Source organism: Microbacterium galbinum, assembly GCF_023101185.1.
Taxonomy (GTDB): Bacteria; Actinomycetota; Actinomycetes; order Actinomycetales; family Microbacteriaceae; genus Microbacterium; species Microbacterium galbinum.
This window is the reverse complement of record NZ_CP078077.1, coordinates 1,557,030-1,577,597: the sequence shown is the minus strand read 5'-3', so window position 1 is coordinate 1,577,597 and position 20,568 is coordinate 1,557,030. Positions and strand designations below refer to the sequence as shown.

Genomic DNA, 20,568 nt, shown 5'->3' with positions numbered 1-20,568 from the left:
GTGAACGGAGAGGGGGCCGCGGATTCACCCGCGGCCCCCTCTTCCGTGTCCGGGCCCGTCGTCTCGTCTCTGCGCTCCTCGCTCAGGAACCGGTTCCTGAGCGAGCGCAGCGAGACGAAGGGCGCCGAGCCGTCAGCGGGCCAGCGAGCCCACTCCGGTGGCCGCGATCACGGCGACCTTCGCCGCTTCGAGCTCGTCGAACCACCCGATGTGCTCGGAGGTCGGCCCGAAGGCGTGGTAACCGGGTTCGGGGTCGGCGGCCTTCACCGAGCCGAGGAACACCCCGCGCTCGTTGCCGACGTGGAATCCGCGCTCGACCTCGACCCACAGACCGCGGGGAGGCAGAGCAACAGTGAACCGGCGGCGCGGTTTCGCGAGTGACGCGCGCGACGCCTTGCGATCTCGATGGGGCATGTCAGGCGCTCACAGTCTGGAGTTCGCGGGCCTGCTCGAGCGACGAGGCGTACTCCTCACGCGAGAGGTCGAGACCGTTCGCGGAGTTCGCGGCCTCCATCATCTTCGCGAGCAGCGGCCGGTGCAGCTGGGGGTCGCCGTCGAACGAGAACCGGAGGGGGATGGAGGCGTGGATCCAGAGCGTCTGGACCGTGCCGTCGAAGGTCGGAACGGTGAGGGCGAACGACTCGTTGCGCCGGAGCTTCGTGACGGTGACGGCCCGGAGGTGAACGAGCAGGGCGTCATCCACGTCGATCGGGGCGTTGGTGTTTCCGTAGGTCAGGTGTCCCATGCTGCTCTCCTCGTGGTCGAGACTGCGTGAGATTTACATTACTAGGTTACCTAGTTACTTTCAAAGCCGACTGAAACATCGAGAGATGTAACGGTCGACGCGAGCCTACGGAAGGTCGTCGATCTCCTCGGTGAGCCGACGGAGGAAGCGGGTGATCACGGCGGTCTGCTCGGGGGTGAACTCCTCGCCGATCGCCTCGACGCGGCGCGTGAGGTCGTCCACGGGCGAGTTGATGTCGCGCAGCGAGGGGCGCAGCACCTTCGACCGGGCATCGGCCGGGTGCGGGGCGACCACGATCTGACCGCGCTCCTGCAGGCGGCGGATCACGCTCGTGATGGCCGCGGTGCTCACGCTCAGGTGCGCCGCGAGATCACCGGGCGTCACCGGGGCGTCGGCCGGCGCGTCCGCGATGAACCGCATGGCGACCCGGTCGGTGTCGTTCGGAGCGCGCACCGCAGCGAGGCGTCGCGCGAACTGCGCATCGACCCGACGGAACTCGTCGACGCAGTGCACGAGATCGGATGTGATCGTCGTCGTTTCATTCACCAAGTGTCACCCCCTGACCCCTCCATGCTACAAGACGCTCACGTAACAAGGTGGCCTAGCGGTTTTCAATGGCGATCAGGGCGTCTTTCTGGTGAGAAGATGGAATACCGCCTGCCGGAAAGGATGCCATGGCTGAGCGATTCACTCTCGACGAAGCGGGATACATCCTGTATTCCGACATGGTCGAGCGCCTGCGCGAGCGCTTCCCCACCGTGCCGGTGTGGCGGCTGGAGCAGGTCGCGGCCGCCGAGCACGACGCGATCACCGGTGGCGTGCTGCAGATCGTGCCCGCCGAGGTCGAGGACGGCACGATCGAGATGCTCGAGCGCGAGTCGCAGAGCGTGAGCGCCGAGAACGAAGGGGTGGCGTGATGGAGAGTTCCGAGGAGTTCACCCGCTCCGGCTACTGGTACCCCGATACCGAGTCCGCCAGCACGGTCGACGTGCTCAACCTGCTGCGCCGCTACCGCTCGGCCGAGACCGCGATGCGTGCCCGCACGCGCGCGTCGATGCGCATGAACGAGACCGATCTCGTCGCGCTGCGCTTCCTGCTGCGCGAGCAGCGCGCCGGACGCATCGTGCGCTCGATCGACATCGCCCGCATGCTCGACATCTCGACGGCATCCACCACGACCCTCATCGACCGCCTCGAGAAGGGCGGGCACGTCCGCCGCGAGGCGCACCCGACCGACCGGCGCGCGGGCATCGTCGTCCCCACGGTCAGCAGCGATGACGAGGTGCGCCACACTCTCGGTGCGATGCACCGGCGGATGCTCTCGCTCGTTGACGAGATGTCCGACAAGGAGCGCGCGGTGGTCACCCGCTTCCTCGCCGGGATGACCTCGGCGATCGAAGAGGCATCCGATCTCGATCAGGAACTGCGCGACGTGATCCGCGACCACGAGGAAGCGCAGGGCGAGGGAGGGGCGGGCGACTAGCCCGCCCGCCCGCCTCAGACCTTCTCGGGCTCCGCCGGCTCGGCGCCGTCGGCGTCACCCGCGGCATCCGCCGCCTGCTCGACCCGCTCGGGGAACAGCTCGTCGAGGTCGAGGTCGGGGTTGTCGTCCTGACCCTCGACGAGCTCGATGGCCTCCTGCTCGGTCTGCACGCTCGGCATCGCGCCGGGCAGCGGTCGGCGCGCCGACTCCTTGAGCACGACCACCGCGATGAACCCGGCGATCGACGTGCCGATCACGTAGAACGCGGGCGCGAGCGACGAACCCGTCATCTGCACGAGCGCTTCCATCACGACCGGCGCCGTGCCGGCGAACAGCGCCACCGCCAGGTTGTACGAGATGCCCATGCCGCCGTAGCGCGACGACGTGGGAAAGAGCGCCGGCAGCGACGAGGCGAGGTTGGCGACGTAGAACGTCACCGGGAACGCGAGCAGCACGAGGCCCAGAACGGTCGACCAGATCTCGCCGTGCATCATGAACAGAAACGCGGGCACCGCGAGCACGATCGCCGAGGTCGAGCCGATGAACAGCACCTTCTTGCGGCCGATGCGGTCGGAGAGTCGACCGGTGAGCGGGATGCAGAGGGCCATCGCCACGAGCACCGGGAGCGTCAGCAGCGTGCCGTGCACCTCGTCGTAGCCGAGGGTTCCGGTGAGATACGTGGGCATGTACGAGGTGAGCGCATAGCCGACCGTGTTCGCCGCGGCGACGAGCACGAAGGCCGTGAGCAGTTCGCGCCAGTACGCGCGGATGAGGGCGATGACACCCTTGGGCGCATCCGCCGCCGCCTGCGCTTCGTCGGCGGCGTGGGCCGCGGCATCCTGCGCTTCCTGGAAAGCGGGGGTGTCTTCGATCTTGAGTCGGAAGTAGATGGCGATGAGTCCCAGCGGCAGCGCGACCAGGAACGGGATGCGCCAGGCGAAGCCCTGCATGACGTCGGCCGACAGCGTGAGCTGGAGGATCGAGACGAACGCGGCGCCGATCGCGAAGCCCATGTACGAGCCGAGGTCGAGCAGCGAGGCGTAGAACCCGCGTCGCTTGTCGGGCGCGTACTCGGTGATGAAGGTCGTCGCGCCGGCGTACTCGCCGCCGGTGGAGAAGCCCTGCGCGAGCTTGAGCACGATCAGCAGGATGGGCGCCCAGACCCCGATGACCGAGAAGTCGGGCAGCACGCCGATGAGGAACGTCGCGGCCGCCATCATGATGAGCGTGAAGGCGAGCACGCGCTGGCGCCCCATCCGGTCACCGAGCTGGCCGAGCACGATGCCGCCGAGCGGGCGCGCGACGAAGGTCACGGCGAACACGCCGAGCGAGAAGAGCGACTGCGCCCCGGCCGAGGCATCCGGCAGGAACGCCCGTCCGATGATGACCGCCAGGTAGCCGTAGACGCCGATGTCGTACCACTCCATGAGGTTGCCGACCACGGTTCCGGCGACCGCCCGTCGGAGCATGGGCCGGTCGACCACCGTCACGTCATCGACCGTGAGCCGACGCGGTTCGGTGGGCGCCGGTCGGAAGCGGCGGAGCAGCCGCTGCCAGAGGGATTCGCTCTTCACGGGATCGGACATGTCGTTCTCACTTTCTTCCCGTCGCGGGACGGATGCCCCGGGACAGAGTTCGGGGAGACGGTACACCCACCGTCTCCCCGAAGTTCCTGCGGCTCGCTCAGTTGTTGAAGGCGTCCTTGACGTTCTCGCCGGCCTTCTTCACGTCGGCCTTGGCCTGGTCGGCCTTGCCCTCGGCCTCGAGCTTCTCGTTGCCGGTCACCTTGCCCGCAGCCTCCTTCGCCTTACCGGCGATGTCCTCTGCGGCGTTCTTGATCTTGTCGTCGAGTCCCATGGGGGCTCCTTTCTTCTCGGTGGTTCGCGATGGTCTGGTGGGGCATCCGGGGATGCCGGGTCATCCGGAGAGCAGCAGTCCGGCCATGAGCGGAGCGGATGCCGCGGCGACGAGCGAGACGCCGCCGACGATCCCGGCGGCGCGCCAGAAGGATCGGCGCTCGACGGGAGCGGTGATGCCGGACATGCGGCCGACGGCCTGCCGGGCCGACAGCGGGGTGAGGTCGACGCCGTCTGCGGGGATCATCCCGGGCGTCCGGCGGAGGGCGCGTCGGGTGCCGATCGTGCGGGTCTTCTCCACTGCCGGGGACATCGAATCACCTTCCTCGGAAGAAAGATTACTAGTTTGACTAGTGAAACGCCAGCCTAGTGAAATCTCCGGTGATCCGACCTACGCTCGGGACATGACCGAGCTCACCCAGCCCACCGGACGCGAAGACGACCTGCGCGCGATCCCCCGAGACGACGGCAGCGCCCCCGTCGCCCTGGTCCTCGGAGCGACCGGCTACATCGGCGGACGCCTCACCCCGCGCCTGCTCAACGCCGGGTACCGGGTGCGGGTTCTGGCGCGCGACGCGGCGCGCGCGGCATCCTTCCCCTGGGGTCCGGACTGCGAGATCGTCGAGGGCTCGGCCGACGACGCGGATGCCGTGGCCGAGGCCATGCGCGACGTCGATGTCGTCTACTACCTGATCCACTCGATGGGCGCCGGCAAGGACTTCGAAGAGGCCGACGAACGCGCGGCCCAGACGGTGGCGGATGCCGCGGCGAAGGCCGGGGCCCGCCGCATCGTGTACCTCGGCGGACTGCATCCCGACGACGTGAAGCTGTCGCCGCACCTGCGCTCGCGCGTGCGGGTGGGCGAGGTGTTCCTCGAATCAGGGGTGCCGACGCTCGTGCTGCAGGCCGGGGTCGTGATCGGGTCGGGCTCGGCGTCGTTCGAGATGATCCGTCACCTCACCGAGGTGCTGCCGTACATGCCCGCCCCGAAGTGGGTGCGCAATCACATCCAGCCGATCGCGATCCGCGACGTGCTGCACTATCTGCTCGGCGCCGCACGGGTCGACGAGGGCGTGAACCGGGCGGTCGACATCGGTGGACCCGACGTGCTGCGCTACGGACAGATGATGAACGGCTACGCGGTCGAGGCCGGACTCCCCCAGCGCGCGATCGCCGCCCTGCCCGTGCTCACCCCGGGGCTCGCCTCGCACTGGGTGAACCTCGTGACGCCGGTGCCGCGCTCGATCGCGCGCCCGCTCGTCGCCTCGCTGCAGAACGAGTGCGTCGTGAAGAACCGCGACGTCGACGACCTCATCCCGCGGCCGACGGGCGGCCTGACCCCGTATCGCCGGGCCGTCGCGCTCGCGATCGGCCGGTCGAACAACGACACGATCGAGACGAGCTGGCAGGATGCCGAGGTCTCGGGCGCACCGAGCGACCCGCTGCCGAGCGACCCCGACTGGGCCGGGCGCACGGTGTTCACGGATGCACGGTCGCTCGAGACGACGGCATCCGTCGATCAGCTGTGGCGCGTGATCCTGGGCATCGGCGGATCGAACGGCTGGTACTCGTCGCCGTTCCTGTGGGCGGTGCGCGGTCTCATGGACCGCCTCGTCGGCGGGGTCGGCCTGCGCCGCGGGCGCCGCAGCCGCACCGACGCGCGGGTCGGCGACGCGATCGATTTCTGGCGCGTCGAAGCCGTCGAGGCACCGGGCACGACGACGGATGCCTCACCCGCCAGCGGAGGGCTGCTGCGGCTGCGCGCCGAGATGAAGGTGCCGGGCTCGGCCTGGCTCGAACTGCGCGCGCTGCCGGAGGGGACGGGCGCCCGGTACGAGCAGCGGGCGGTGTTCTTCCCGCGCGGGCTGAGCGGACGTCTGTACTGGCTCGCGGTGCTGCCCTTCCACGGCGCGATCTTCGCCGGCATGGCCGCTCGCATCACCGCCACGGCGGAGGGTGCGGAGTAACTCGTGGCGGGACCCTTCGACAGGCTCAGGGACCCAGATCCGACCGTGCCTCTGGGTTGCTGAGCCAAGAAGCTGGGTTGCTGAGCCAAGAAACTGGGTTGCTGAGCCAAGAAACTGGGTTGCTGAGCCTGTCGAAGCACCCACCACGCGGAGCGCGCCTGGATAGGCTCGGGGGCATGACCGAGGCCGAACCGAACCCCTACCGCCACCTCGTCGCGCTGGCCGCGGGGATCGTGGCGCTGATCGTGTTCCTCACGTTCACGAGCGGCGTCATCGGCTATCTCGTCGCGATCGTCGTCGCCGGAGCGGCAGTGTTCGTCGGGCACCGCGCCCTGCGTGACCGCGGGCGGTTCTTGCTCGCCGCGATCCTCGGACTCGTGCTCAGCTACTTCGTGCTGATCACCTCGGTCGGCCTGCTCGTCGTGCGCCTGACCCGCCTCGGCTGAGGTTTCGCCGGGTCGGCCCTTCGTCTCGCTGCGCTCGCTCAGGAACCGGAACCGGTTCCTGAGCGAGGAGCGCAGCGACGAGACGAAGGGCCCCCGCGCACACCGATCAGTCGACGCGCGGCCGCTCCGGAGCATCCGTCTGCTCGGGGTCGACGGCGGCATCCACCGCGGCGTCCACGTCTCCCTGCGGGATGATGTCGATGGCCTCGGTCGCCGCCTCGTAGACCTCGGAGAGCGTCTCGTCGACGGTCTCCTCGTCGATCCAGGCGAGGTCGTCACCCGAGTGGTCGTACTCGACGGGCACGAGGGCGAAGTCGTCGCCGTACTCCTCGAGCCCGGCCATGACGCTGTGGCGCACCGCCGCACGGGCATACCGCTCGCGCAGGATCATGGGGTCGCGGCGCAGGTCGATCATGAACGCGACCATCATGAACGCCATGATCACCGCGAACGGCAGCGCGGCGATGATGGTGACGTTCTGCAGCGATTGCAGCCCGCTCCCCTCGTCACCCGACACGAGCACGACCGCGGCGATCGCGCCGACCAGGGCGCCCCAGGTGACCGTGACCCAGCGCGCGGGCTCCGGACGACCCTGCTGCGACAGCGTGCCCATCACGAGCGAGGCCGAGTCGGCGCCGGTGATGAAGAAGATCGAGATCAACAGGATCAGCAGGATGCTCGTGATCAGCGGGAACGGCAGGTTCTCGAGCACGCCGAACAGCACCTCTTCGGGCGGATCGACCACGAGCCCGGCGCCGTCCATCTGCTGGCTGATCGCCGTGGTGCCGAAGATCGCGAACCAGATGAGCGAGATGGCCGAGGGCACGACGATCACGACCGCCACGAACTGGCGCAGCGTGCGGCCGCGCGAGATCTTCGCGATGAACATGCCGACGAACGGCGACCACGAGATCCACCAGGCCCAGTAGAAGATCGTCCAGCCCGAGAGGAACATCTCGACCTCGGCACCCTGCGACGCCGAGCGGGCGATCATGGTGGGCAGGTCTCCGAGGAACTGCACGGCCACCGAGGGGATGACGTTGAGGATGAGCATCGACGGCCCGACGAAGAACACGAAGAACGCGAGCACCAGTGCCATCACGGCGTTGGTGTTGGAGAGCGCGCGGATGCCTTTCGAGACGCCCGAGACGGCCGAGGCGATGAAGCACGCGGTGAGCACGGCGATGACCGCGATCAGGATGCCGTTGCCGACCTCTCCGATGCCGGTGACGAGCTCCACGCCGTGGCCGATCTGCAGGGCGCCGAGTCCGAGCGAGGCGGCCGTGCCGAAGAGCGTGACGATGATCGAGAAGATGTCGATCGTGCGGCCGAGGGGACCGGTCGTGCGGCCCTCGCCGAGCAGCGGCGCGAAGATCGACGAGATCAGCGGGGTGCGGCCGCGGCGGAATGCACCGTACGCGATCGCGCCGCCGACGAGCGCGTAGAACGCCCAGGCCTGCGGACCCCAGTGGTAGAGCACCTGGGCCTGCGCGGTGTGCATCGCCTCGAGGGTGTTGGCCTCGACGGTGCCGGGCGGCGGCGTCTCGAAGAACGTGAGCGGCTCGGCCGCACCCCAGAACACCAGCCCGATGCCCATGCCGGCGGCGAACAGCATCGAGATCCACGAGAACATCGAGAACTCGGGCTCTTCGTCGTCGCGGCCGAGCGGGATGCGCCCGTACCGGCTGAAGCCGACGAACAGCATGAACACGAGGATCACGGTGGCGATCGTCGTGAAGAAGAAGCCGAAGTACTCGACCACCCACGCGAGCACACTGCTCGCCGTGCCCGACAGGTTGTCGCCCGCGAACACGCCCCAGGCGATGAACGCGACGGTCGCGAAGAGCGCAACGCCGAACACGAGGTGGTCGGTGCGATAGGTGCGCCCGGTCTCTTCGACCGAGACGCCGGGGATCAGCGCCGGGTGCAGTCCGCGCGGCGGAACGGCCGACATGTCGCGGACGATCTTGCGGCCCGTCTCGGTGGCCTTGGGGACGATATTGGTGGCGGTCGTGCGGGGAGGCTTCTCTTCGGGGGTCTCCATGAGAAACCATTCTCCCACGGCGCATTCATAGGGACGGGGGCTTGCGCGGGGCGGGGCCCTTCGACAAGCTCAGGGGCCCAGTTCCGAGACACCCCCACCCTGGGTCGCTGAGCCTGTCGAAGCGTCGCAGGGCGGCAGCATCCGTTCGCTCGGGAGGAGAACTCTCGCTGCGCAGGACCAAAAGCGGCGGATGCTCCTGCCGAACGCGAGATCTCCTCCGCTCGCGGCCGCGGCGGGGCCCTTCGACAGGCTCAGGGACCCAGTTCAAAGACACCCGCCCTGGGTCGCTGAGCCTGTCGAAGCGTCGCAGCGCGGCCCCGCGGCTACCGGCGGAAGAAGCCCGAGAACACCGAGTGCAACAGGGGCAGAGCGGATGCCCAGAGCAGGGTGTAACCGAGACCGGGCACCGGCTCGACGAGCAGTGCGCCGCCCACGAGCATCGCGGCGAAGAGCACGCCCGACCCGATGCGGCGGGCGATGCCGTCGAGCCGGTCGAGACGGCGTTCGAGCCGGGACGTGTCGAAGGTGACGTTGCCGTCGTCGACGCGGGTGATGATCGCGTCGATGCGGTCGGGAAGGCGCATCGTGATGCCGGCGGTCTTCATCGCGCGCTGCGCCATGTCCTGCACGAGGTTGCCGCTCTCGTCGCGCAGCAGCCGGTTGGCGTAGGGCTCGGCCGCATCCCACACGTTGAACGTCGGGTCGAGGGCGCTGCACATGCCCGAGGTGAGCGACACCGCGCGGATCAGCAGCAGCAGGTGCTCGGGCAGTTGCAGCGGAAGACGGCGCACCATGTCACCGAACTCGTCGGCGAAGTCGGCGAACTCGCGCGGGTCGACCTTCGACAGCTCCGCGAAGCCCATGCCGCCGAAGCGTGCGAAGAGGGCGGTGAGCGCCCGTTCGAGCTCGCCGGTGTCGGCCGAGGGCAGCAGCACCCCGATCTCCTTCGCGGCGGCGACGAGTCCGCGGCTGTCCCGCGCGGTCACCGCGATCAGGAGGGTGCGCAGGCCGGCGCGCAGGTTCGCCGGGACCTCGGCCATCATGCCGAAGTCGATGAAGGTGAGGTGCCACGGCGGGTCACCGGCATCCGCTCCCGCCGCCCGCGGCGTCACGAACATGTTGCCGGGATGCGGGTCGGCGTGCACGAAGCCGTGCGTGAACACCTGGTCGAACATGACCTCGGCGAACACCTCGGCGACCTGCGCGGGGTCGATACCGGCGGCGCGCAGCGCGTCGGTGTCGTTGATCTTGATGGCCGTGACGTCCGACAGGGTCAGTACACGGCGGGTCGACCGCTCCCACACGATCTCCGGTGCGTCGACGCGCGGGTCGTCGGCGAAGGCCTCCCGGAAACGCTCGGCGGATGCCGCTTCGTGCAGGTAGTCGATCTCCTCGAGGCTCGTGGCCGCGAACTCCTCGACGAGGGCGGGGGCATCCACCCGGTCCGACACGATGCGCACCCGCGTGAGCCACTTGCCGACCCGGCGCAGGGCGGCGAGGTCGGTCGCGACGATGCCGTCGATCCCCGGACGCTGCACCTTCACCACGACCGTGTCGAGCCCGGTGTCGGCGGCATCCTGCTCCGACAGCTTCGCCCGGTGGGCCTGACCGAGGGATGCCGCGGCGAGAGGAGTCTCGTCGACCCACGCGAACGCACGCCCGAGCGGGATCCCGAGCTCGGCCTCGGCGAGCACCCGGATATCGGCGAACGGCACGGCCGGCACCTCGTCCTGCAGGCCGGCGAGCTCGGCGGTGATCTCGGGCGGCAGCACGTCGAGACGCGACGACATGAACTGGCCGACCTTGATCATGAGGCCGCCGAGCTCGACCGCGAGGCCGTGGAACCGGCGGGCGAACTTCTGCATGCGCGGAGCGCGCGTGCGCTCCGCGATACCGCTCATGCCGAAGCGCGGCAGCACGAGCTCGAACCACCAGATCTTCACGAACTCCCGAGCGGCGAAGGAGATGATGCGACGGTAGCGAGCGCGGTGGGCGCTCTGCGCCGGGGCATCCGTCATCGTGTTCTTCCTCCGCCGTCGGGAACGCCCGCCCGGAGGCCGGGCGGGCAGAAGCGCGTCATCCCGGCCGGATCAGTCCTGCGCGAGGATGCTGTACAGCTTACGGCGGGCGTCGTCGAGCACGTCGATCGCGGCCTGCACCTGCTCGGGCGATCCGCTGCGGCCGACCTGAGCGGCGGCGGCGGCGAGGTCGACACCGGCCTTGGGCAGCGCGTGGAAACGCGGGTCGTTGCGGTGGCCGTCCTTCGAGGTCGACTCCCACGGAGCCTTCGTCTCGGTCGTCTCGGTGGCGACGGCGCGACCCGCCTCGGTGAGCGAGTAGGTCTTGCGACCGTTCTGCTCCTCGGCCTCGATCAGGCCCTCGTCGGCGAGCAGCTGGAGCGTCGGGTAGACGGAGCCGGCGCTCGGCTTCCACGAACCGCCGCTGCGCTCGGAGATCTCGTTGATGATCTGGTAGCCGTGCATCGGGCGCTCGGCGAGCAGCGAGAGCACCGCCGCGCGGACATCACCGCGGGCCATGCGGCTGCCGCCGGACGGACGCTGCTGGTCGAACGACTTGCGCAGCTGGTCGAAGGCGTCGAAGAGAGCGCCGGCCGGACCGTTGGGGCCGCCGAGGCCGCCGGTGCCGAAGATGTTGCCGAGCGGGTTGTCGGCGTTGCTGCTGTTGCTGCCGGTTCCGCCGAAGGGGAATGCGTTGTTCATGGTGACCTCCAGATGGGGTGGTGAACGATACTCAACGATATATCGTTCACCTGGGCGCGGGGTGGGAATCCGGGTCCCCCACAAGGGGGATGCGCCGCCCCTCCGGCCTCCGTACCGTCGTATGCATGACAGATCCCGGAGAGAAGTCAGAGAAGTCCGCGAAGGAGACCCAGACCGGCCTCGTCATGGGCATCGCCCTCGGCATCCCGTTCGGCGTGGTGGCCGGTCTGCTGTTCTTCGACAACCTCGGCCTCGGTATGGGGCTCGGGCTGTCGCTCGGCATCGCGATCGGGCTGGCGTTCGATGCGCAGAACAAGAAGAAGACGGACGCCTCGCCCGACGCGCCGCGCGAAGCGGACGGGCCATCGACCCCCTGAGACCGCCCCTGCGACGCTTCGACAAGCTCAGCGACCCAGGGGTGGGCACCTGCACGAAACTGGGTCCCTGAGCCTGTCGAAGGGTCCCGCGACACCGGGTCCCTGAGCCTGTCGAAGGGTCCCCCGACACCGGGTCCCTGAGCCTGTCGAAGGGCCCCTGCGCCGAGAGGCCGTCTCCGCGATCCGACCGCCTCGATCGTGCCCACCACACGCCCGGGGGAAATGCAATCCCGGTGCGCGTCACAGCGACGACTGTTCTACTGGCGTCAATGTCGTCGTATATCGGAATTCAGAAGCCGTCCATCCGGGTCAGCGTGATCGTGCCCGTCTTCAACCCGGGCGACGGGTTCCGCGACCTCATCGCCTCGCTCGACCGGCAGAGCCTGCGCCCGGATCAGTTCGAGATCCTGCTCTGCGACGACGGATCCGATGAGGCGACGAAGCGGCGCCTCGACCGCGTCGCTCAGGATCGTCCGCATGTTCGCGTGCTGAATCTGCCGCATTCCGGCTGGCCGGGCACGCCGCGCAACGAAGGCGTCGCGGCTGCGCAGGGCACCTACGTGCAGTTCGTCGATCAGGACGACTACCTCTTCGACACCGCCCTCCAGGCCCTCTGCGACTACGCCGATGCGAACGGCTCCGACGTCGTCGTCGGCAAGGAGGTGGGCATCGGACGCGCCCTGCCGAGCCGCATCTTCCGTCGCGATATTCCGGATGCCGTGCTCGGCGAGCACCCGCTGCTCGAGATGCTCACACCGCACAAGCTGTTCCGCACGGAGTTCCTGCGCGCCCACGGCATCCGCTTCCCCGACGGCCGCGTGCGCCTCGAGGACCACCTCTACGTGATGCAGGCGTACTTCGCGGCGTCGAAGATCTCGATCCTCGCGAGCGTGCCCTGCTACGCGTGGGTCAAGCATCCGGGCAGCGCGAGCGCTTCGCGCATCGATCCCGAGACCTACTTTCCGCACCTCGAGAACGTGCTCGACGTCGTCGAGGCGAACACCGAGCCGGGCACCCTGCGCGACCGACTGCTGCGGCACTGGTTCCGCGGCAAGATCCTCAAGCGCCTGAGCGGCCGGCAGATGCTGCGCTACCCCGCCGAATACCGGAACCGACTGATCGACGTCGTGACCCCCATCGTCGAGAGGCGCTTCGGCCCCGGCGTGGACGCCGGACTGTCGTTCCCCCACCGCATCCGCGCGGCGCTGTTGCGCGCCGGGCTGCGCGACGACCTCGTGCGCTTCGCGGAGTTCGAGACGGAGCTGTCGTGTGTGGCCGCGGTGACCTCGGCGAACTGGTCGCGCGGCGGCGGACTGCACCTGTCGATCGACGTCAGCATCCTGCGCGACGGGCGCGAGGCGCTCGTCTTCGACACCGAGACCGACCGCCTGTCGTCGCTACCGCTCGAATCGCTCACCGACCTGCCGCCCGAGGCGCTCATCGCCGGGCGGGAGCGCACCAACGACCGGATCGAGCTGTTCCTCCTCGGCGACGAGCCCGGCGACGAACGTCGCATCGCGAGCGAGCGACCCCGTGCGCGCTCCGGCATCTCGGTCGCGATCGATCCGTTGAGGGTGTTCGCCGACCACGGCCCCTCCTCGACCCTGCGCCTGATGGCGAAGGTGCGGCGGGCCGGGTGGACGTTCGACGTGCCCGTGACGTCGGATGCCGGTGCGCTGATGCGCGCGGGATCGTCACCGCTGCTGGCCGGCAGCGCCGTGCTTCTCACGACCGGCTCGAGCGGCGGCGTCGAGCTGCAGCGCGAGGGGTCGGGCACGGGACTGCGCGACCTGGCCGGGCGGTCGGCGCGGAGGGCACGTCGCGCCTTGCATCGCAGCTAGGTCATGCTGCCCTGCGACGCTTCGACACCCAGGGGACCCCACCTACCGCGTCGGCAGCGTCAGGATCTCCGCGCCCGTCTCCGTGATCGCGACCGTGTGCTCGGTGTGGGCGGTGCGGGCACCCGTCGCGCTGCGGAGGGTCCAGCCGTCGGCATCCGTCACGAGCTCGTCGGTGTCGGCCATGATCCAGGGCTCGAGAGCGAGCAGCAGGCCGGGGCGCAGCACGTAGCCGCGGCCGGGGCGTCCGTTGTTGGCGACGTGCGGGTCCTGGTGCATCGTCGAGCCGATGCCGTGGCCGCCGAACTCCATGTTGATCGGGTACCCCTCGGCCTTCAGCACCGTGCCGATCGCGCGCGAGATGTCGCCGATGCGGGCGCCGGGGCGGGCCGCGGCGATGCCGGCGGCGAGCGCGCGCTCGGTCGTCTCGATCAGGCGCTCGTCCTCGGGGTCGCGGGTCTCCCCGACGATGAAACTGATCGCCGCGTCGGCCGCGATCCCGCGCAGCGAGACGGCGAGGTCGAGGGTGAGCAGGTCGCCGTCGGCGAGTGTGTAGTCGTGCGGCATGCCGTGCAGCACGGCGTCGTTCACGGCGGTGCAGATGTAGTGACCGAACGGCCCGTCACCGAACGAGGGGGCGTAGTCGACGTAGCAGGATTCGGCGCCGGCATCCTCGATCATCTGCTTCGCCCAGCGGTCGATGTCGAGCAGGTTGGTGCCGACGGATGCCCGAGCCTTCAGCGCGTGCAGGATGTCGCCGACGAGGGCGCCGGTCGCGCGGGCGCGGTCGAGTTCGTCGGGCGTGAGGATTTCGATCATGGGGTGCTTTCCGGTGGCGACCAATAACTATCCCGGCAATCCTATCCCGGGATTAGTATTGGCATCATGATGGTCCGGCTGCCCCTCACCCCCGCCGAGGTCGAACGCGGCGAGCGCCTCGGTGCCCTGCTGCGCGCCGCGCGTGGCGAGCGGTCGATGCTGGGCGTGGCGCTCGACGCCGGCGTCTCGCCCGAGACGCTGCGCAAGATCGAGTCCGGCCGCGTCGCGACACCGGCCTTCTCGACGATCGCCGCGATCGCGGGGGTTCTGGGTCTTTCCCTCGACGCCGTGTGGGCCGAGATCGACGCGGATGCCGCGGCCCCGGGTCGCGTGGCTTCGTAGGCGCGGCGTTCATAACTCCGGAATCTGCACCGGATTCGGCCGGAACTGCGCAACCACGCCCGTCCGGCGTGCAATTCTCCGGAGTTGTGAACGGCGAGCCCGCGGTCACCCCGGCAGTTCGACGCCTCGGGCGGTGGCGAGTTCGCGCGTCTTCTCGGCGGCATCCGTCTCGATGCACACCGCCGTCTGCAGCCCGAAACCGTTGTCGCGCAGCAGGTAGAAGCTGGTGATCTCGCTGAGGCGAGCACCCTCGGCATCACGGAACGCGAAACGAACGTGCACCAGTGCGAGCTTCTCCGTCACGAGAGTGATGTCGAGCACCTCGTGCCCCGCCGCGGCGAAACCGAGCCGCTTGTGCAGGGGGAACGACATCGCGAGCCCCTGCACGAGCGCCTCACGGGACTCGGCCACCATCGACGCCGCGTCGTCGACGACCACCCCCGGCTCGGCCCACAGCTTGGCCCACGCGCCGGCGTCGAAGTTCGTCAACGTTGCGGCGTAGCGGGTGAAGTAATCGTCGATCCGAGTCGCAGTGATGGCCATGCTTCGAGCCTCGCCGCGAAGTGGATCAATCGCAACGATTTCGCGAGAATCGCGACGTATCGAACGATTAACGATAGATTGCTATTGTTCCTCGACGAAAGGTGGAGACATGGGCACTGCGACGATCGCCGCGCTCCGGGTCGTGATCGCGCTCGCACTGATCGGTTCGCTGATCGTGCAGACGGTCGGCGTTCCGCTCGTCTGGAGCGACCTCGAGGGCGCCGAGCTGTGGGGGCGCATCGCGCTCGTGATCATCGCCGTGCTGGGGGTGGCAACGCTGCAGGTCTTTGGCGTGTGCGTGTGGATGCTGCTGACGAAGGTGCGCCGTGGGTCGATCTTCCGGCCGTCGTCGTTCCGATACGTCGACGTCATCATCGGGGCGATCCTCGCAGCCGCTGTGCTCGCCTGGATCCTCGCGGCACTGCTCGCCCCGGGCGACGCGGCGCCGGGGATCATCGCCCTGATCGGCGGGATCGGCGTGGTGCTCGCCGGCATGGCGCTGCTGGTCGTGGTGATGAAGGCGCTGCTCCGTCAGGCGATCGCGCGGGATGCCGAGGCTATGGCGCTGCGCTCCGAGCTCGACGACGAGGTGATCTGATGCCCGTCGTCGTCGACATCGACGTCATGATGGCGCGGCGCAAGATGGGCGTCGGCGAACTCGCCGAGCGCATCGGCATCACGCCCACGAACCTCGCCGTACTGAAGAACGGACGCGCGAAGGCCGTGCGGTTCACGACCCTTGACGCGCTCTGCGCGGCGCTCGAGTGTCAGCCCGGAGACCTGCTGCGGTGGGTGCCGGAGGAGTAGAGGCTCAGGTCGCGAGCACCGAGTCCAGCAGCCCGGGGAACAGGGCGTCGAGGTCGTCGCGGCGCAGGGTCAGGCGTCGCCGCCGGCCGTCGGGCTCGTTGCGGATGACGCCCGCCTCGCGCAGCACCTTCATGAAGTGCGACTTGGTCGACTTCGGCAGGTTCGGGTCGGTGGCGTGGCAGGCGGCCATGTCGAGCGGACCGTCGGCGAGCTGGCGGGTGATGGCGAGGCGTTCGGGGTCGCTGAGCGCGAAGAGCACGTCGGTCAGCTGGATCTCGGAGCGCTCCGGGTGCGGAAGATCGCCAGGCATGGTTCGAGAATAGTTGAACAATCGACGGATGGCGAGTACGGTCGGATGGTTCGAGAAAACTCGAACGGTTGAGGAGCAGCGGATGACCAGTACCGAGTCGATCACGGTTGTACCCACCCCGGTTCCTGAGCGAGCGCAGCGAGACGAAGGGCCGCGCGCTCAGGGCCCTTCGTCTCGTCGCTCCGCTCCTCGCTCAGCAACCGGGCGGAACCTCGGCTTCCCGCTCGCGGTCGTCGCGCAGATCGTGATGATGATGGGCGCGAGCGCGCCGTCGCCGTTCTACCCGGTGCTCGCGCAGCAGATCGGGTTCGACGCGATCGTCATCAGTGCGGTGTTCGCCGTGTACGCGGTGGCGCTGCTGCTCACGCTCCTCACGGCCGGTTCGCTCTCCGACCACATCGGCCGGCGGCCGGTGGCGGTCGGCGGATTCCTGCTGCTCGCCGCCAGCATGGTGCTGTTCTGGCATGCGGATGCCGTCGCCACCCTGTTCCTCGCCCGTATCCTGCAGGGCGCGGCGAGCGGTCTGCTCATCTCGGCGCTCTCGGCGACGGTGCTCGACTTCGCCCCGGCCGGGCGCCCGAAGGCCGCGGCCCTCTGGAACTCGCTGAGCCCCGGCATCGGTCTCGCGTCCGGCGCACTTGTGTCGGCGGTGCTGCTCGACGTGACCGGCGAGGCACTGCTCGATGTCTTCGCGCCGCTCACCACCGCGTACGTGCTGCTCGCCGCGCTGTTCTTCGCGATCCCCGAGACCGCGCCGCGTCGGCCCGGAGTCTGGGCGTCGCTGAGTTTCCGGTTGTCGGTGCCCACCGGCATCCGTTCGGATTTCTGGCGCGGTGCACCCGCGATCATCGCGGGCTGGGCGACCGGCGGGCTGTTCCTCTCGCTCGGTGCGAACATCGTGCGCGGCGAGCTCGGCGGCGAGGCGCACGTGTGGCAGGGGCTGGGCGTCGTGCTGCTCGCGGGGGTCGGCGCGGTGACCGCGTTCGCGATGCGTCGGATGCCGGCGCGCACGACCGTCCTGTTCGGCACGGCGGCCCTCGCCGTCGGAACCGCGCTGTCGCTCGCGGCGCTCTCGGTGCAGTCGCTCCCCTTCTATCTCGTCGCCGCGGGAGTCACGGGCATGGGCTTCGGCACCGCGTTCTCGGGAGTGGTCGCGTCACTCGCGCCGAAGATCCCCGCGACCGAGCGCGCCGACACGTTCGCCGTGATCTACGTGCTGGCGTATCTCGCGTTCGGGGTGCCGGCCGTGGCGGCGGGGCTGCTCGTGGGCGTCGTCGGGCTCGAGGCGGTGTGCTTCGGATACGGCGTGGTCGTGATCACGCTGGCGGCGGTGGCGTTCGTATTGCGGGTGCGGCGGGCGTAGGTGCGGGGGCTGCGGCCTCTTGTGCACGGATCGGTGCGCGTGCACGGATCGGTTGTACACGGGTCGGTTGTGCATGGATCGGTGCGAAATGCCGGTTCTGAGCGCCCATAACCGACATATGGCACCGATCGGTGCACGCTTGCGCACCGATCAGTGCGCGCGTCGGCGCTTCTCGCCCTGCGGAACCCACGTCCACCGCAGCGCCGGGCCGTCGATCTGCGTCACGGTGAAGCGGCGCGCGCAGGTCGCGCACTCGACGCGGTAGGTCATCGACCAGCCGGGCTCGGATGTCTCGACGATCCGCACGCGACCAGCGCGCTGCTCATCGTTCGGGTCGGTGCGGTCTCCGTCGCGGTACGGATCGCAGCACGGATGCCGGTCACTCACCGGCATCCTCCGGCCAGGTCCAACTCGCGTTCGCGTCGCGCACCTGCTTCTCGATGCGGCGGCGATGCGAGGCCGCGCGTTTGGTGTCGGCGTTGCCGAGCACCGGCCAGCGCCACTCGGCGGGGAAGATGTGGAGCGCGAGCGTCGTCGCGTCGGGAGTGTGCGGATCAACGGCGTGCACGAGCGTGAACGCGTAGTCCTGCACCCGCCACACCGCTCGCGGGAACGACACGAGCTTCTCCCGACTCAGCACGCGGCCGTATCCCTCGTCGGGGTCGAGCGGCGATTCCGCATGGAACCCGTCTCCTCCGTAGAAGTGGACGAACGCCATCTCGAGCTCGCGTCGGAGCGCCGGCATCCGTTCGTCGGAGTCGTCGCCCTCGGAGCGCGCCAGCGGGAAGATCCTCACCCGGTCGTTCTCGACGATCCACGGGCTGAGCGCGCGCCAGTCGACCTCGACGTCGGGGCGCCCGTCGGGTCCGCGACGCTCACCCCGGCGGATGCGCAGGATCTCATCGACGATCGCGAGACCGTCGGCGACCTGCACGAACGACACAGCGGATGCCGTCAGCCGAGGTTCGCCTGAATCTGACCGGCGAGCTTCTCGACGGCCTTCTTATTTTTGACGCCGTCCATGAGTGCCGCCGGGCGGTTGTGGTGCACGTTCAGCCACAGGTGCACGTCGGACCCGGATGCCGCGGGCACGACCGTCGCGCGCCCGATGAGCTCCCAGTTGAGCATCGTCTTGCGGGTCTGGAAGTCGATCTGCGTGCCGTCGGGACTCTGCCCGAGCACCTTCGCCTTCGTGTCGGCGAGGGTCTTCTGCACGGCTGCAGCAGTGGCGGCGGCATCGGCGTTCGAGTGGAACGTGGTGGTGGCTTCGGATGACATGCGGGTCCCCTCCGGTTGGGATCGGTTGTCGGTGGGGCCAGGCTAGCGGGTGGGGTGGACGGGGTCGCGGAGGGTTGACAGCGACGTCCGGTTCCTGAGCGAGGTGCGAGCCGACGAGCGCCGTACTGAGCAAGCGCAGCGAGACGAAGTGACGAAGGGCCGCACACGGAGACTGGGTCCCTGAGCTTGTCGAAGGGTCCGCCCCGAGGACACTCGGCCTCCCTCAGCCCCAGACGAACTCATCCCACTCCGGCGTATCGATCGCACCGACACAGAGCAACGCGACGATGAGTACGACCACGAAGAACAGGCTGAGACCGATCGCCAGATTCGCCACCCACTCGCCCCTCTGCTCCTGCTGACCTCGCGCGATCCGCGATCGGCGGATCTGCTGCTTGGCGATAACGCCGAGCACGATGCCGAAGGGGAGGAACGGGCTCAGCCATGGCGCGACGAGCGCGAGTCCGTTGAAAGTGGCGCCGTCGGACCGCTGCACGCTCCGGTTCCGGTTCTTGAGCTTCTTGAGCAGCGCACGACGAACGACGAGCCCGAGGAGCCTTGGGCGGCCATCGCTGAATGGAATCAACGACCAGGCGGCGACGATCGCCGGAACGGCCACGTACACCACAGCCCACGCCACCGTCGTCGTCGCAGGAACCAGGGAGTGTTCCGCGACCATCCATCGTGCGGAGATGCCGATCAGCATGAGCCAGCCGATCGCGCCGACCAAAATCGTCCCGGTGATGATTCCCGAGACGGTGATCCAGTCACGCGCGATGATGTTGACGTACACGCGGGTGGCGACGGCGTAGACGACACCGGCGACGACCAGGGCGAGTATGACGAGCGCAACTGCCTGCCTCGGCAAGAGTTCGGGGGCCGAGGCGAACGACACGATCGCTGTCGCGGCTGGCGCACCCGCCAGCACGAAGGATTGCCACGCAATGCTGCGCGATGTCACTTCGTCCCGGCGTTCCCCGACCATCCGCAGACCGACGAGCACCCGGCGCGCGACGCGGGCTCGGTAGAGCCGCCCCATCTCCGCTCGGTCGTACTCAGGGTCGGAAGCCACGCCCGCATCCGCCGCGATCACCGCGACGAATGCAGCGCACAACCACGGACCGAAAACCCGAACGAGGTCGAGGGTCTCGGGCGCCCCGGCAAGCGCAGCCGGAGTCGAGTATGCGGCCAGCGCAACGGAGCTCGGCACGACCAGGTTCGCGATCGAGCAGAGGAAGCGGCGGCGGGCGACAGCAGTCGCCGGGCGCGTCTCCGTCACCGAAGGAGTTCGGACCGCGAGCTGCAACGCGATCGCCAGCGCAGCGAGGATGCTGAAGCCGGCGAGCATGATCGAGGCAGGCAGGGCAGCGAGGATCACCGTTGGCCCCACGTCAGTGGCTCCGGATCGCTCGCTGGCGGAAGAGGTCTGCGTCGTCCACGCGACGAAACCGAACGCCCCCGCTCCGAAGACCCCGAGGATCGCACCGAACACCAACGATTTGCGGATTCGTGCGGTGTAATCGCCGTACTCCGCATCGATCTCAGCCGCCGACGGCCGCTGAACCGTCGAAGCCTGCGACGTCTTCTCGTCCTCACTCCGCTTTCGCCACCGACCGAACATCGTCACCTA

Annotated in this window: 26 protein-coding genes; 10 read left to right on the top strand and 16 right to left on the bottom strand. The window is 68.9% G+C overall.

The window, feature by feature from the left end:
- Positions 1-132: 132 nt before the first annotated feature.
- From KV396_RS07795 to KV396_RS07785, 3 genes are all read right to left on the bottom strand, one after another.
- Positions 133-414 carry a hypothetical protein gene (locus KV396_RS07795; RefSeq protein ID WP_247957433.1) on the bottom strand — a complete coding sequence of 94 codons (282 nt, stop codon included), beginning with the start codon at positions 412-414 and terminating at the stop codon, positions 133-135.
- 1 nt (position 415) lies between these two features.
- On the bottom strand, positions 416-745 hold the full coding sequence (locus KV396_RS07790) for a DUF7882 family protein (protein ID WP_247623797.1): 330 nt from the start codon (positions 743-745) through the stop codon (positions 416-418).
- A gap of 105 nt (positions 746-850) precedes the next feature.
- Positions 851-1,291, bottom strand: coding sequence for a MarR family winged helix-turn-helix transcriptional regulator (locus KV396_RS07785; RefSeq protein WP_247957432.1), 441 nt, complete (start codon positions 1,289-1,291; stop codon positions 851-853).
- 128 nt (positions 1,292-1,419) lie between these two features.
- On the opposite strand from KV396_RS07785, the gene KV396_RS07780 reads away from it, so the two are divergent.
- Together KV396_RS07780 and KV396_RS07775 are read left to right on the top strand one after the other, a co-directional pair.
- Entirely contained in the window at positions 1,420-1,662 is a 243-nt protein-coding gene (locus tag KV396_RS07780; RefSeq protein ID WP_247623799.1) for a hypothetical protein, read from the top strand.
- Positions 1,662-2,228 carry a MarR family winged helix-turn-helix transcriptional regulator gene (locus tag KV396_RS07775; RefSeq protein WP_247957431.1) on the top strand — a complete coding sequence of 189 codons (567 nt, stop codon included), beginning with the start codon at positions 1,662-1,664 and terminating at the stop codon, positions 2,226-2,228. Before KV396_RS07780 ends, KV396_RS07775 begins: the two co-directional genes overlap by 1 nt.
- A 14-nt stretch (positions 2,229-2,242) precedes the next feature.
- On the opposite strand, the gene KV396_RS07770 is transcribed toward KV396_RS07775, so the two are convergent.
- From KV396_RS07770 to KV396_RS07760, 3 genes are all read right to left on the bottom strand, one after another.
- Positions 2,243-3,814, bottom strand: coding sequence for an MFS transporter (locus KV396_RS07770; RefSeq protein ID WP_247623801.1), 1,572 nt, complete (start codon positions 3,812-3,814; stop codon positions 2,243-2,245).
- 97 nt (positions 3,815-3,911) lie between these two features.
- Positions 3,912-4,085 (bottom strand): CsbD family protein, encoded by a 174-nt coding sequence (locus KV396_RS07765; RefSeq protein WP_247623802.1) that lies wholly within the window; start codon positions 4,083-4,085, stop codon positions 3,912-3,914.
- A gap of 60 nt (positions 4,086-4,145) precedes the next feature.
- A complete protein-coding gene (locus KV396_RS07760) occupies positions 4,146-4,397 on the bottom strand; it encodes a hypothetical protein (RefSeq protein WP_247623803.1) in 252 nt (83 codons plus the stop codon).
- Positions 4,398-4,488: 91 nt separating this feature from the next.
- Here KV396_RS07760 and KV396_RS07755 point away from each other — a divergent pair, with 91 nt between their 5' ends.
- Both KV396_RS07755 and KV396_RS07750 read left to right on the top strand, forming a co-directional pair.
- Positions 4,489-6,051 carry an SDR family oxidoreductase gene (locus KV396_RS07755; RefSeq protein ID WP_247957430.1) on the top strand — a complete coding sequence of 521 codons (1,563 nt, stop codon included), beginning with the start codon at positions 4,489-4,491 and terminating at the stop codon, positions 6,049-6,051.
- A gap of 176 nt (positions 6,052-6,227) precedes the next feature.
- Complete coding sequence (locus tag KV396_RS07750; RefSeq protein WP_247957429.1) at positions 6,228-6,497, top strand: hypothetical protein; 270 nt, start codon at positions 6,228-6,230, stop codon at positions 6,495-6,497.
- A 106-nt stretch (positions 6,498-6,603) separates the two neighbouring features.
- Here KV396_RS07750 and KV396_RS07745 read toward each other — a convergent pair whose 3' ends face one another.
- The 3 genes from KV396_RS07745 to KV396_RS07735 all read right to left on the bottom strand — a co-directional run bounded on the left by KV396_RS07745 (position 6,604) and on the right by KV396_RS07735 (position 11,261).
- Positions 6,604-8,541 carry a BCCT family transporter gene (locus KV396_RS07745; protein ID WP_247633210.1) on the bottom strand — a complete coding sequence of 646 codons (1,938 nt, stop codon included), beginning with the start codon at positions 8,539-8,541 and terminating at the stop codon, positions 6,604-6,606.
- 323 nt (positions 8,542-8,864) lie between these two features.
- Entirely contained in the window at positions 8,865-10,559 is a 1,695-nt protein-coding gene (locus tag KV396_RS07740; protein ID WP_247957428.1) for an ABC1 kinase family protein, read from the bottom strand.
- A gap of 72 nt (positions 10,560-10,631) precedes the next feature.
- A complete protein-coding gene (locus KV396_RS07735) occupies positions 10,632-11,261 on the bottom strand; it encodes a PadR family transcriptional regulator (RefSeq protein WP_247957427.1) in 630 nt (209 codons plus the stop codon).
- A 125-nt stretch (positions 11,262-11,386) separates the two neighbouring features.
- On the opposite strand from KV396_RS07735, the gene KV396_RS07730 reads away from it, so the two are divergent.
- Together KV396_RS07730 and KV396_RS07725 are read left to right on the top strand one after the other, a co-directional pair.
- Positions 11,387-11,638 (top strand): hypothetical protein, encoded by a 252-nt coding sequence (locus KV396_RS07730; protein ID WP_247957426.1) that lies wholly within the window; start codon positions 11,387-11,389, stop codon positions 11,636-11,638.
- Positions 11,639-11,907: 269 nt separating this feature from the next.
- The gene (locus KV396_RS07725) at positions 11,908-13,479 is read left to right on the top strand and encodes a glycosyltransferase family 2 protein (protein WP_247957425.1); all 1,572 of its coding nucleotides are present in this window, start codon (positions 11,908-11,910) and stop codon (positions 13,477-13,479) included.
- Between the two features lie 42 nt (positions 13,480-13,521).
- Here KV396_RS07725 and map read toward each other — a convergent pair whose 3' ends face one another.
- Positions 13,522-14,295, bottom strand: coding sequence for a type I methionyl aminopeptidase (gene map, locus KV396_RS07720; RefSeq protein WP_247957424.1), 774 nt, complete (start codon positions 14,293-14,295; stop codon positions 13,522-13,524).
- 69 nt (positions 14,296-14,364) lie between these two features.
- Here map and KV396_RS07715 point away from each other — a divergent pair, with 69 nt between their 5' ends.
- Positions 14,365-14,637: a helix-turn-helix domain-containing protein gene (locus tag KV396_RS07715; RefSeq protein WP_247957570.1), complete on the top strand. Its 273-nt coding sequence runs from the start codon at positions 14,365-14,367 to the stop codon at positions 14,635-14,637.
- A 105-nt stretch (positions 14,638-14,742) separates the two neighbouring features.
- On the opposite strand, the gene KV396_RS07710 is transcribed toward KV396_RS07715, so the two are convergent.
- The gene (locus tag KV396_RS07710) at positions 14,743-15,180 is read right to left on the bottom strand and encodes a hypothetical protein (protein ID WP_247957423.1); all 438 of its coding nucleotides are present in this window, start codon (positions 15,178-15,180) and stop codon (positions 14,743-14,745) included.
- Between the two features lie 109 nt (positions 15,181-15,289).
- Between KV396_RS07710 and KV396_RS07705 the strand changes: the two genes are divergently transcribed.
- Positions 15,290-15,778, top strand: a complete 489-nt coding sequence (locus tag KV396_RS07705; RefSeq protein WP_247957422.1) for a DUF2975 domain-containing protein — start codon at positions 15,290-15,292, stop codon at positions 15,776-15,778.
- Positions 15,778-15,987, top strand: coding sequence for a helix-turn-helix domain-containing protein (locus tag KV396_RS07700; protein ID WP_247633218.1), 210 nt, complete (start codon positions 15,778-15,780; stop codon positions 15,985-15,987). The genes KV396_RS07705 and KV396_RS07700 overlap by 1 nt, the downstream gene beginning before the upstream one ends.
- A gap of 4 nt (positions 15,988-15,991) precedes the next feature.
- Here the strand turns inward: KV396_RS07700 and KV396_RS07695 are convergent, their stop codons facing one another.
- The gene (locus KV396_RS07695) at positions 15,992-16,297 is read right to left on the bottom strand and encodes an ArsR/SmtB family transcription factor (protein WP_247957421.1); all 306 of its coding nucleotides are present in this window, start codon (positions 16,295-16,297) and stop codon (positions 15,992-15,994) included.
- 82 nt (positions 16,298-16,379) lie between these two features.
- Here KV396_RS07695 and KV396_RS07690 point away from each other — a divergent pair, with 82 nt between their 5' ends.
- Positions 16,380-17,660 carry an MFS transporter gene (locus KV396_RS07690; RefSeq protein WP_247957420.1) on the top strand — a complete coding sequence of 427 codons (1,281 nt, stop codon included), beginning with the start codon at positions 16,380-16,382 and terminating at the stop codon, positions 17,658-17,660.
- 150 nt (positions 17,661-17,810) lie between these two features.
- Here the strand turns inward: KV396_RS07690 and KV396_RS07685 are convergent, their stop codons facing one another.
- The 4 genes from KV396_RS07685 to KV396_RS07670 all read right to left on the bottom strand — a co-directional run bounded on the left by KV396_RS07685 (position 17,811) and on the right by KV396_RS07670 (position 20,565).
- The gene (locus KV396_RS07685; protein WP_247957419.1) at positions 17,811-18,047 is read right to left on the bottom strand and encodes a hypothetical protein; all 237 of its coding nucleotides are present in this window, start codon (positions 18,045-18,047) and stop codon (positions 17,811-17,813) included.
- Positions 18,040-18,603, bottom strand: a complete 564-nt coding sequence (locus KV396_RS07680) for a hypothetical protein (protein ID WP_247957418.1) — start codon at positions 18,601-18,603, stop codon at positions 18,040-18,042. Before KV396_RS07680 ends, KV396_RS07685 begins: the two co-directional genes overlap by 8 nt.
- An 11-nt stretch (positions 18,604-18,614) precedes the next feature.
- Positions 18,615-18,938: a hypothetical protein gene (locus tag KV396_RS07675; RefSeq protein WP_247957417.1), complete on the bottom strand. Its 324-nt coding sequence runs from the start codon at positions 18,936-18,938 to the stop codon at positions 18,615-18,617.
- A gap of 223 nt (positions 18,939-19,161) precedes the next feature.
- A complete protein-coding gene (locus tag KV396_RS07670) occupies positions 19,162-20,565 on the bottom strand; it encodes a hypothetical protein (protein WP_247957416.1) in 1,404 nt (467 codons plus the stop codon).
- Positions 20,566-20,568 lie beyond the last annotated feature (3 nt).

Excerpts from the sequence above, each read along its gene's own strand:
- KV396_RS07795 (WP_247957433.1), bottom strand. The coding sequence starts at position 414 with ATGCCCCATCGAGATCGCAAGGCGTCGCGCGCGTCACTCGCGAAACCG.
- KV396_RS07715 (WP_247957570.1), top strand. The coding sequence starts at position 14,365 with ATGGTCCGGCTGCCCCTCACCCCCGCCGAGGTCGAACGCGGCGAGCGC.
- KV396_RS07740 (WP_247957428.1), bottom strand. The coding sequence starts at position 10,559 with ATGACGGATGCCCCGGCGCAGAGCGCCCACCGCGCTCGCTACCGTCGC.
- KV396_RS07730 (WP_247957426.1), top strand. The coding sequence starts at position 11,387 with ATGACAGATCCCGGAGAGAAGTCAGAGAAGTCCGCGAAGGAGACCCAG.
- KV396_RS07700 (WP_247633218.1), top strand. The coding sequence starts at position 15,778 with ATGCCCGTCGTCGTCGACATCGACGTCATGATGGCGCGGCGCAAGATG.
- KV396_RS07750 (WP_247957429.1), top strand. The coding sequence starts at position 6,228 with ATGACCGAGGCCGAACCGAACCCCTACCGCCACCTCGTCGCGCTGGCC.
- KV396_RS07735 (WP_247957427.1), bottom strand. The coding sequence starts at position 11,261 with ATGAACAACGCATTCCCCTTCGGCGGAACCGGCAGCAACAGCAGCAAC.
- KV396_RS07780 (WP_247623799.1), top strand. The coding sequence starts at position 1,420 with ATGGCTGAGCGATTCACTCTCGACGAAGCGGGATACATCCTGTATTCC.
- KV396_RS07725 (WP_247957425.1), top strand. The coding sequence starts at position 11,908 with ATGTCGTCGTATATCGGAATTCAGAAGCCGTCCATCCGGGTCAGCGTG.
- KV396_RS07770 (WP_247623801.1), bottom strand. The coding sequence starts at position 3,814 with ATGTCCGATCCCGTGAAGAGCGAATCCCTCTGGCAGCGGCTGCTCCGC.
- KV396_RS07765 (WP_247623802.1), bottom strand. The coding sequence starts at position 4,085 with ATGGGACTCGACGACAAGATCAAGAACGCCGCAGAGGACATCGCCGGT.
- KV396_RS07775 (WP_247957431.1), top strand. The coding sequence starts at position 1,662 with ATGGAGAGTTCCGAGGAGTTCACCCGCTCCGGCTACTGGTACCCCGAT.
- KV396_RS07755 (WP_247957430.1), top strand. The coding sequence starts at position 4,489 with ATGACCGAGCTCACCCAGCCCACCGGACGCGAAGACGACCTGCGCGCG.
- KV396_RS07710 (WP_247957423.1), bottom strand. The coding sequence starts at position 15,180 with ATGGCCATCACTGCGACTCGGATCGACGATTACTTCACCCGCTACGCC.
- KV396_RS07690 (WP_247957420.1), top strand. The coding sequence starts at position 16,380 with ATGACCAGTACCGAGTCGATCACGGTTGTACCCACCCCGGTTCCTGAG.
- KV396_RS07790 (WP_247623797.1), bottom strand. The coding sequence starts at position 745 with ATGGGACACCTGACCTACGGAAACACCAACGCCCCGATCGACGTGGAT.
- KV396_RS07745 (WP_247633210.1), bottom strand. The coding sequence starts at position 8,541 with ATGGAGACCCCCGAAGAGAAGCCTCCCCGCACGACCGCCACCAATATC.
- KV396_RS07695 (WP_247957421.1), bottom strand. The coding sequence starts at position 16,297 with ATGCCTGGCGATCTTCCGCACCCGGAGCGCTCCGAGATCCAGCTGACC.
- KV396_RS07675 (WP_247957417.1), bottom strand. The coding sequence starts at position 18,938 with ATGTCATCCGAAGCCACCACCACGTTCCACTCGAACGCCGATGCCGCC.
- KV396_RS07760 (WP_247623803.1), bottom strand. The coding sequence starts at position 4,397 with ATGTCCCCGGCAGTGGAGAAGACCCGCACGATCGGCACCCGACGCGCC.
- map (WP_247957424.1), bottom strand. The coding sequence starts at position 14,295 with ATGATCGAAATCCTCACGCCCGACGAACTCGACCGCGCCCGCGCGACC.
- KV396_RS07705 (WP_247957422.1), top strand. The coding sequence starts at position 15,290 with ATGGGCACTGCGACGATCGCCGCGCTCCGGGTCGTGATCGCGCTCGCA.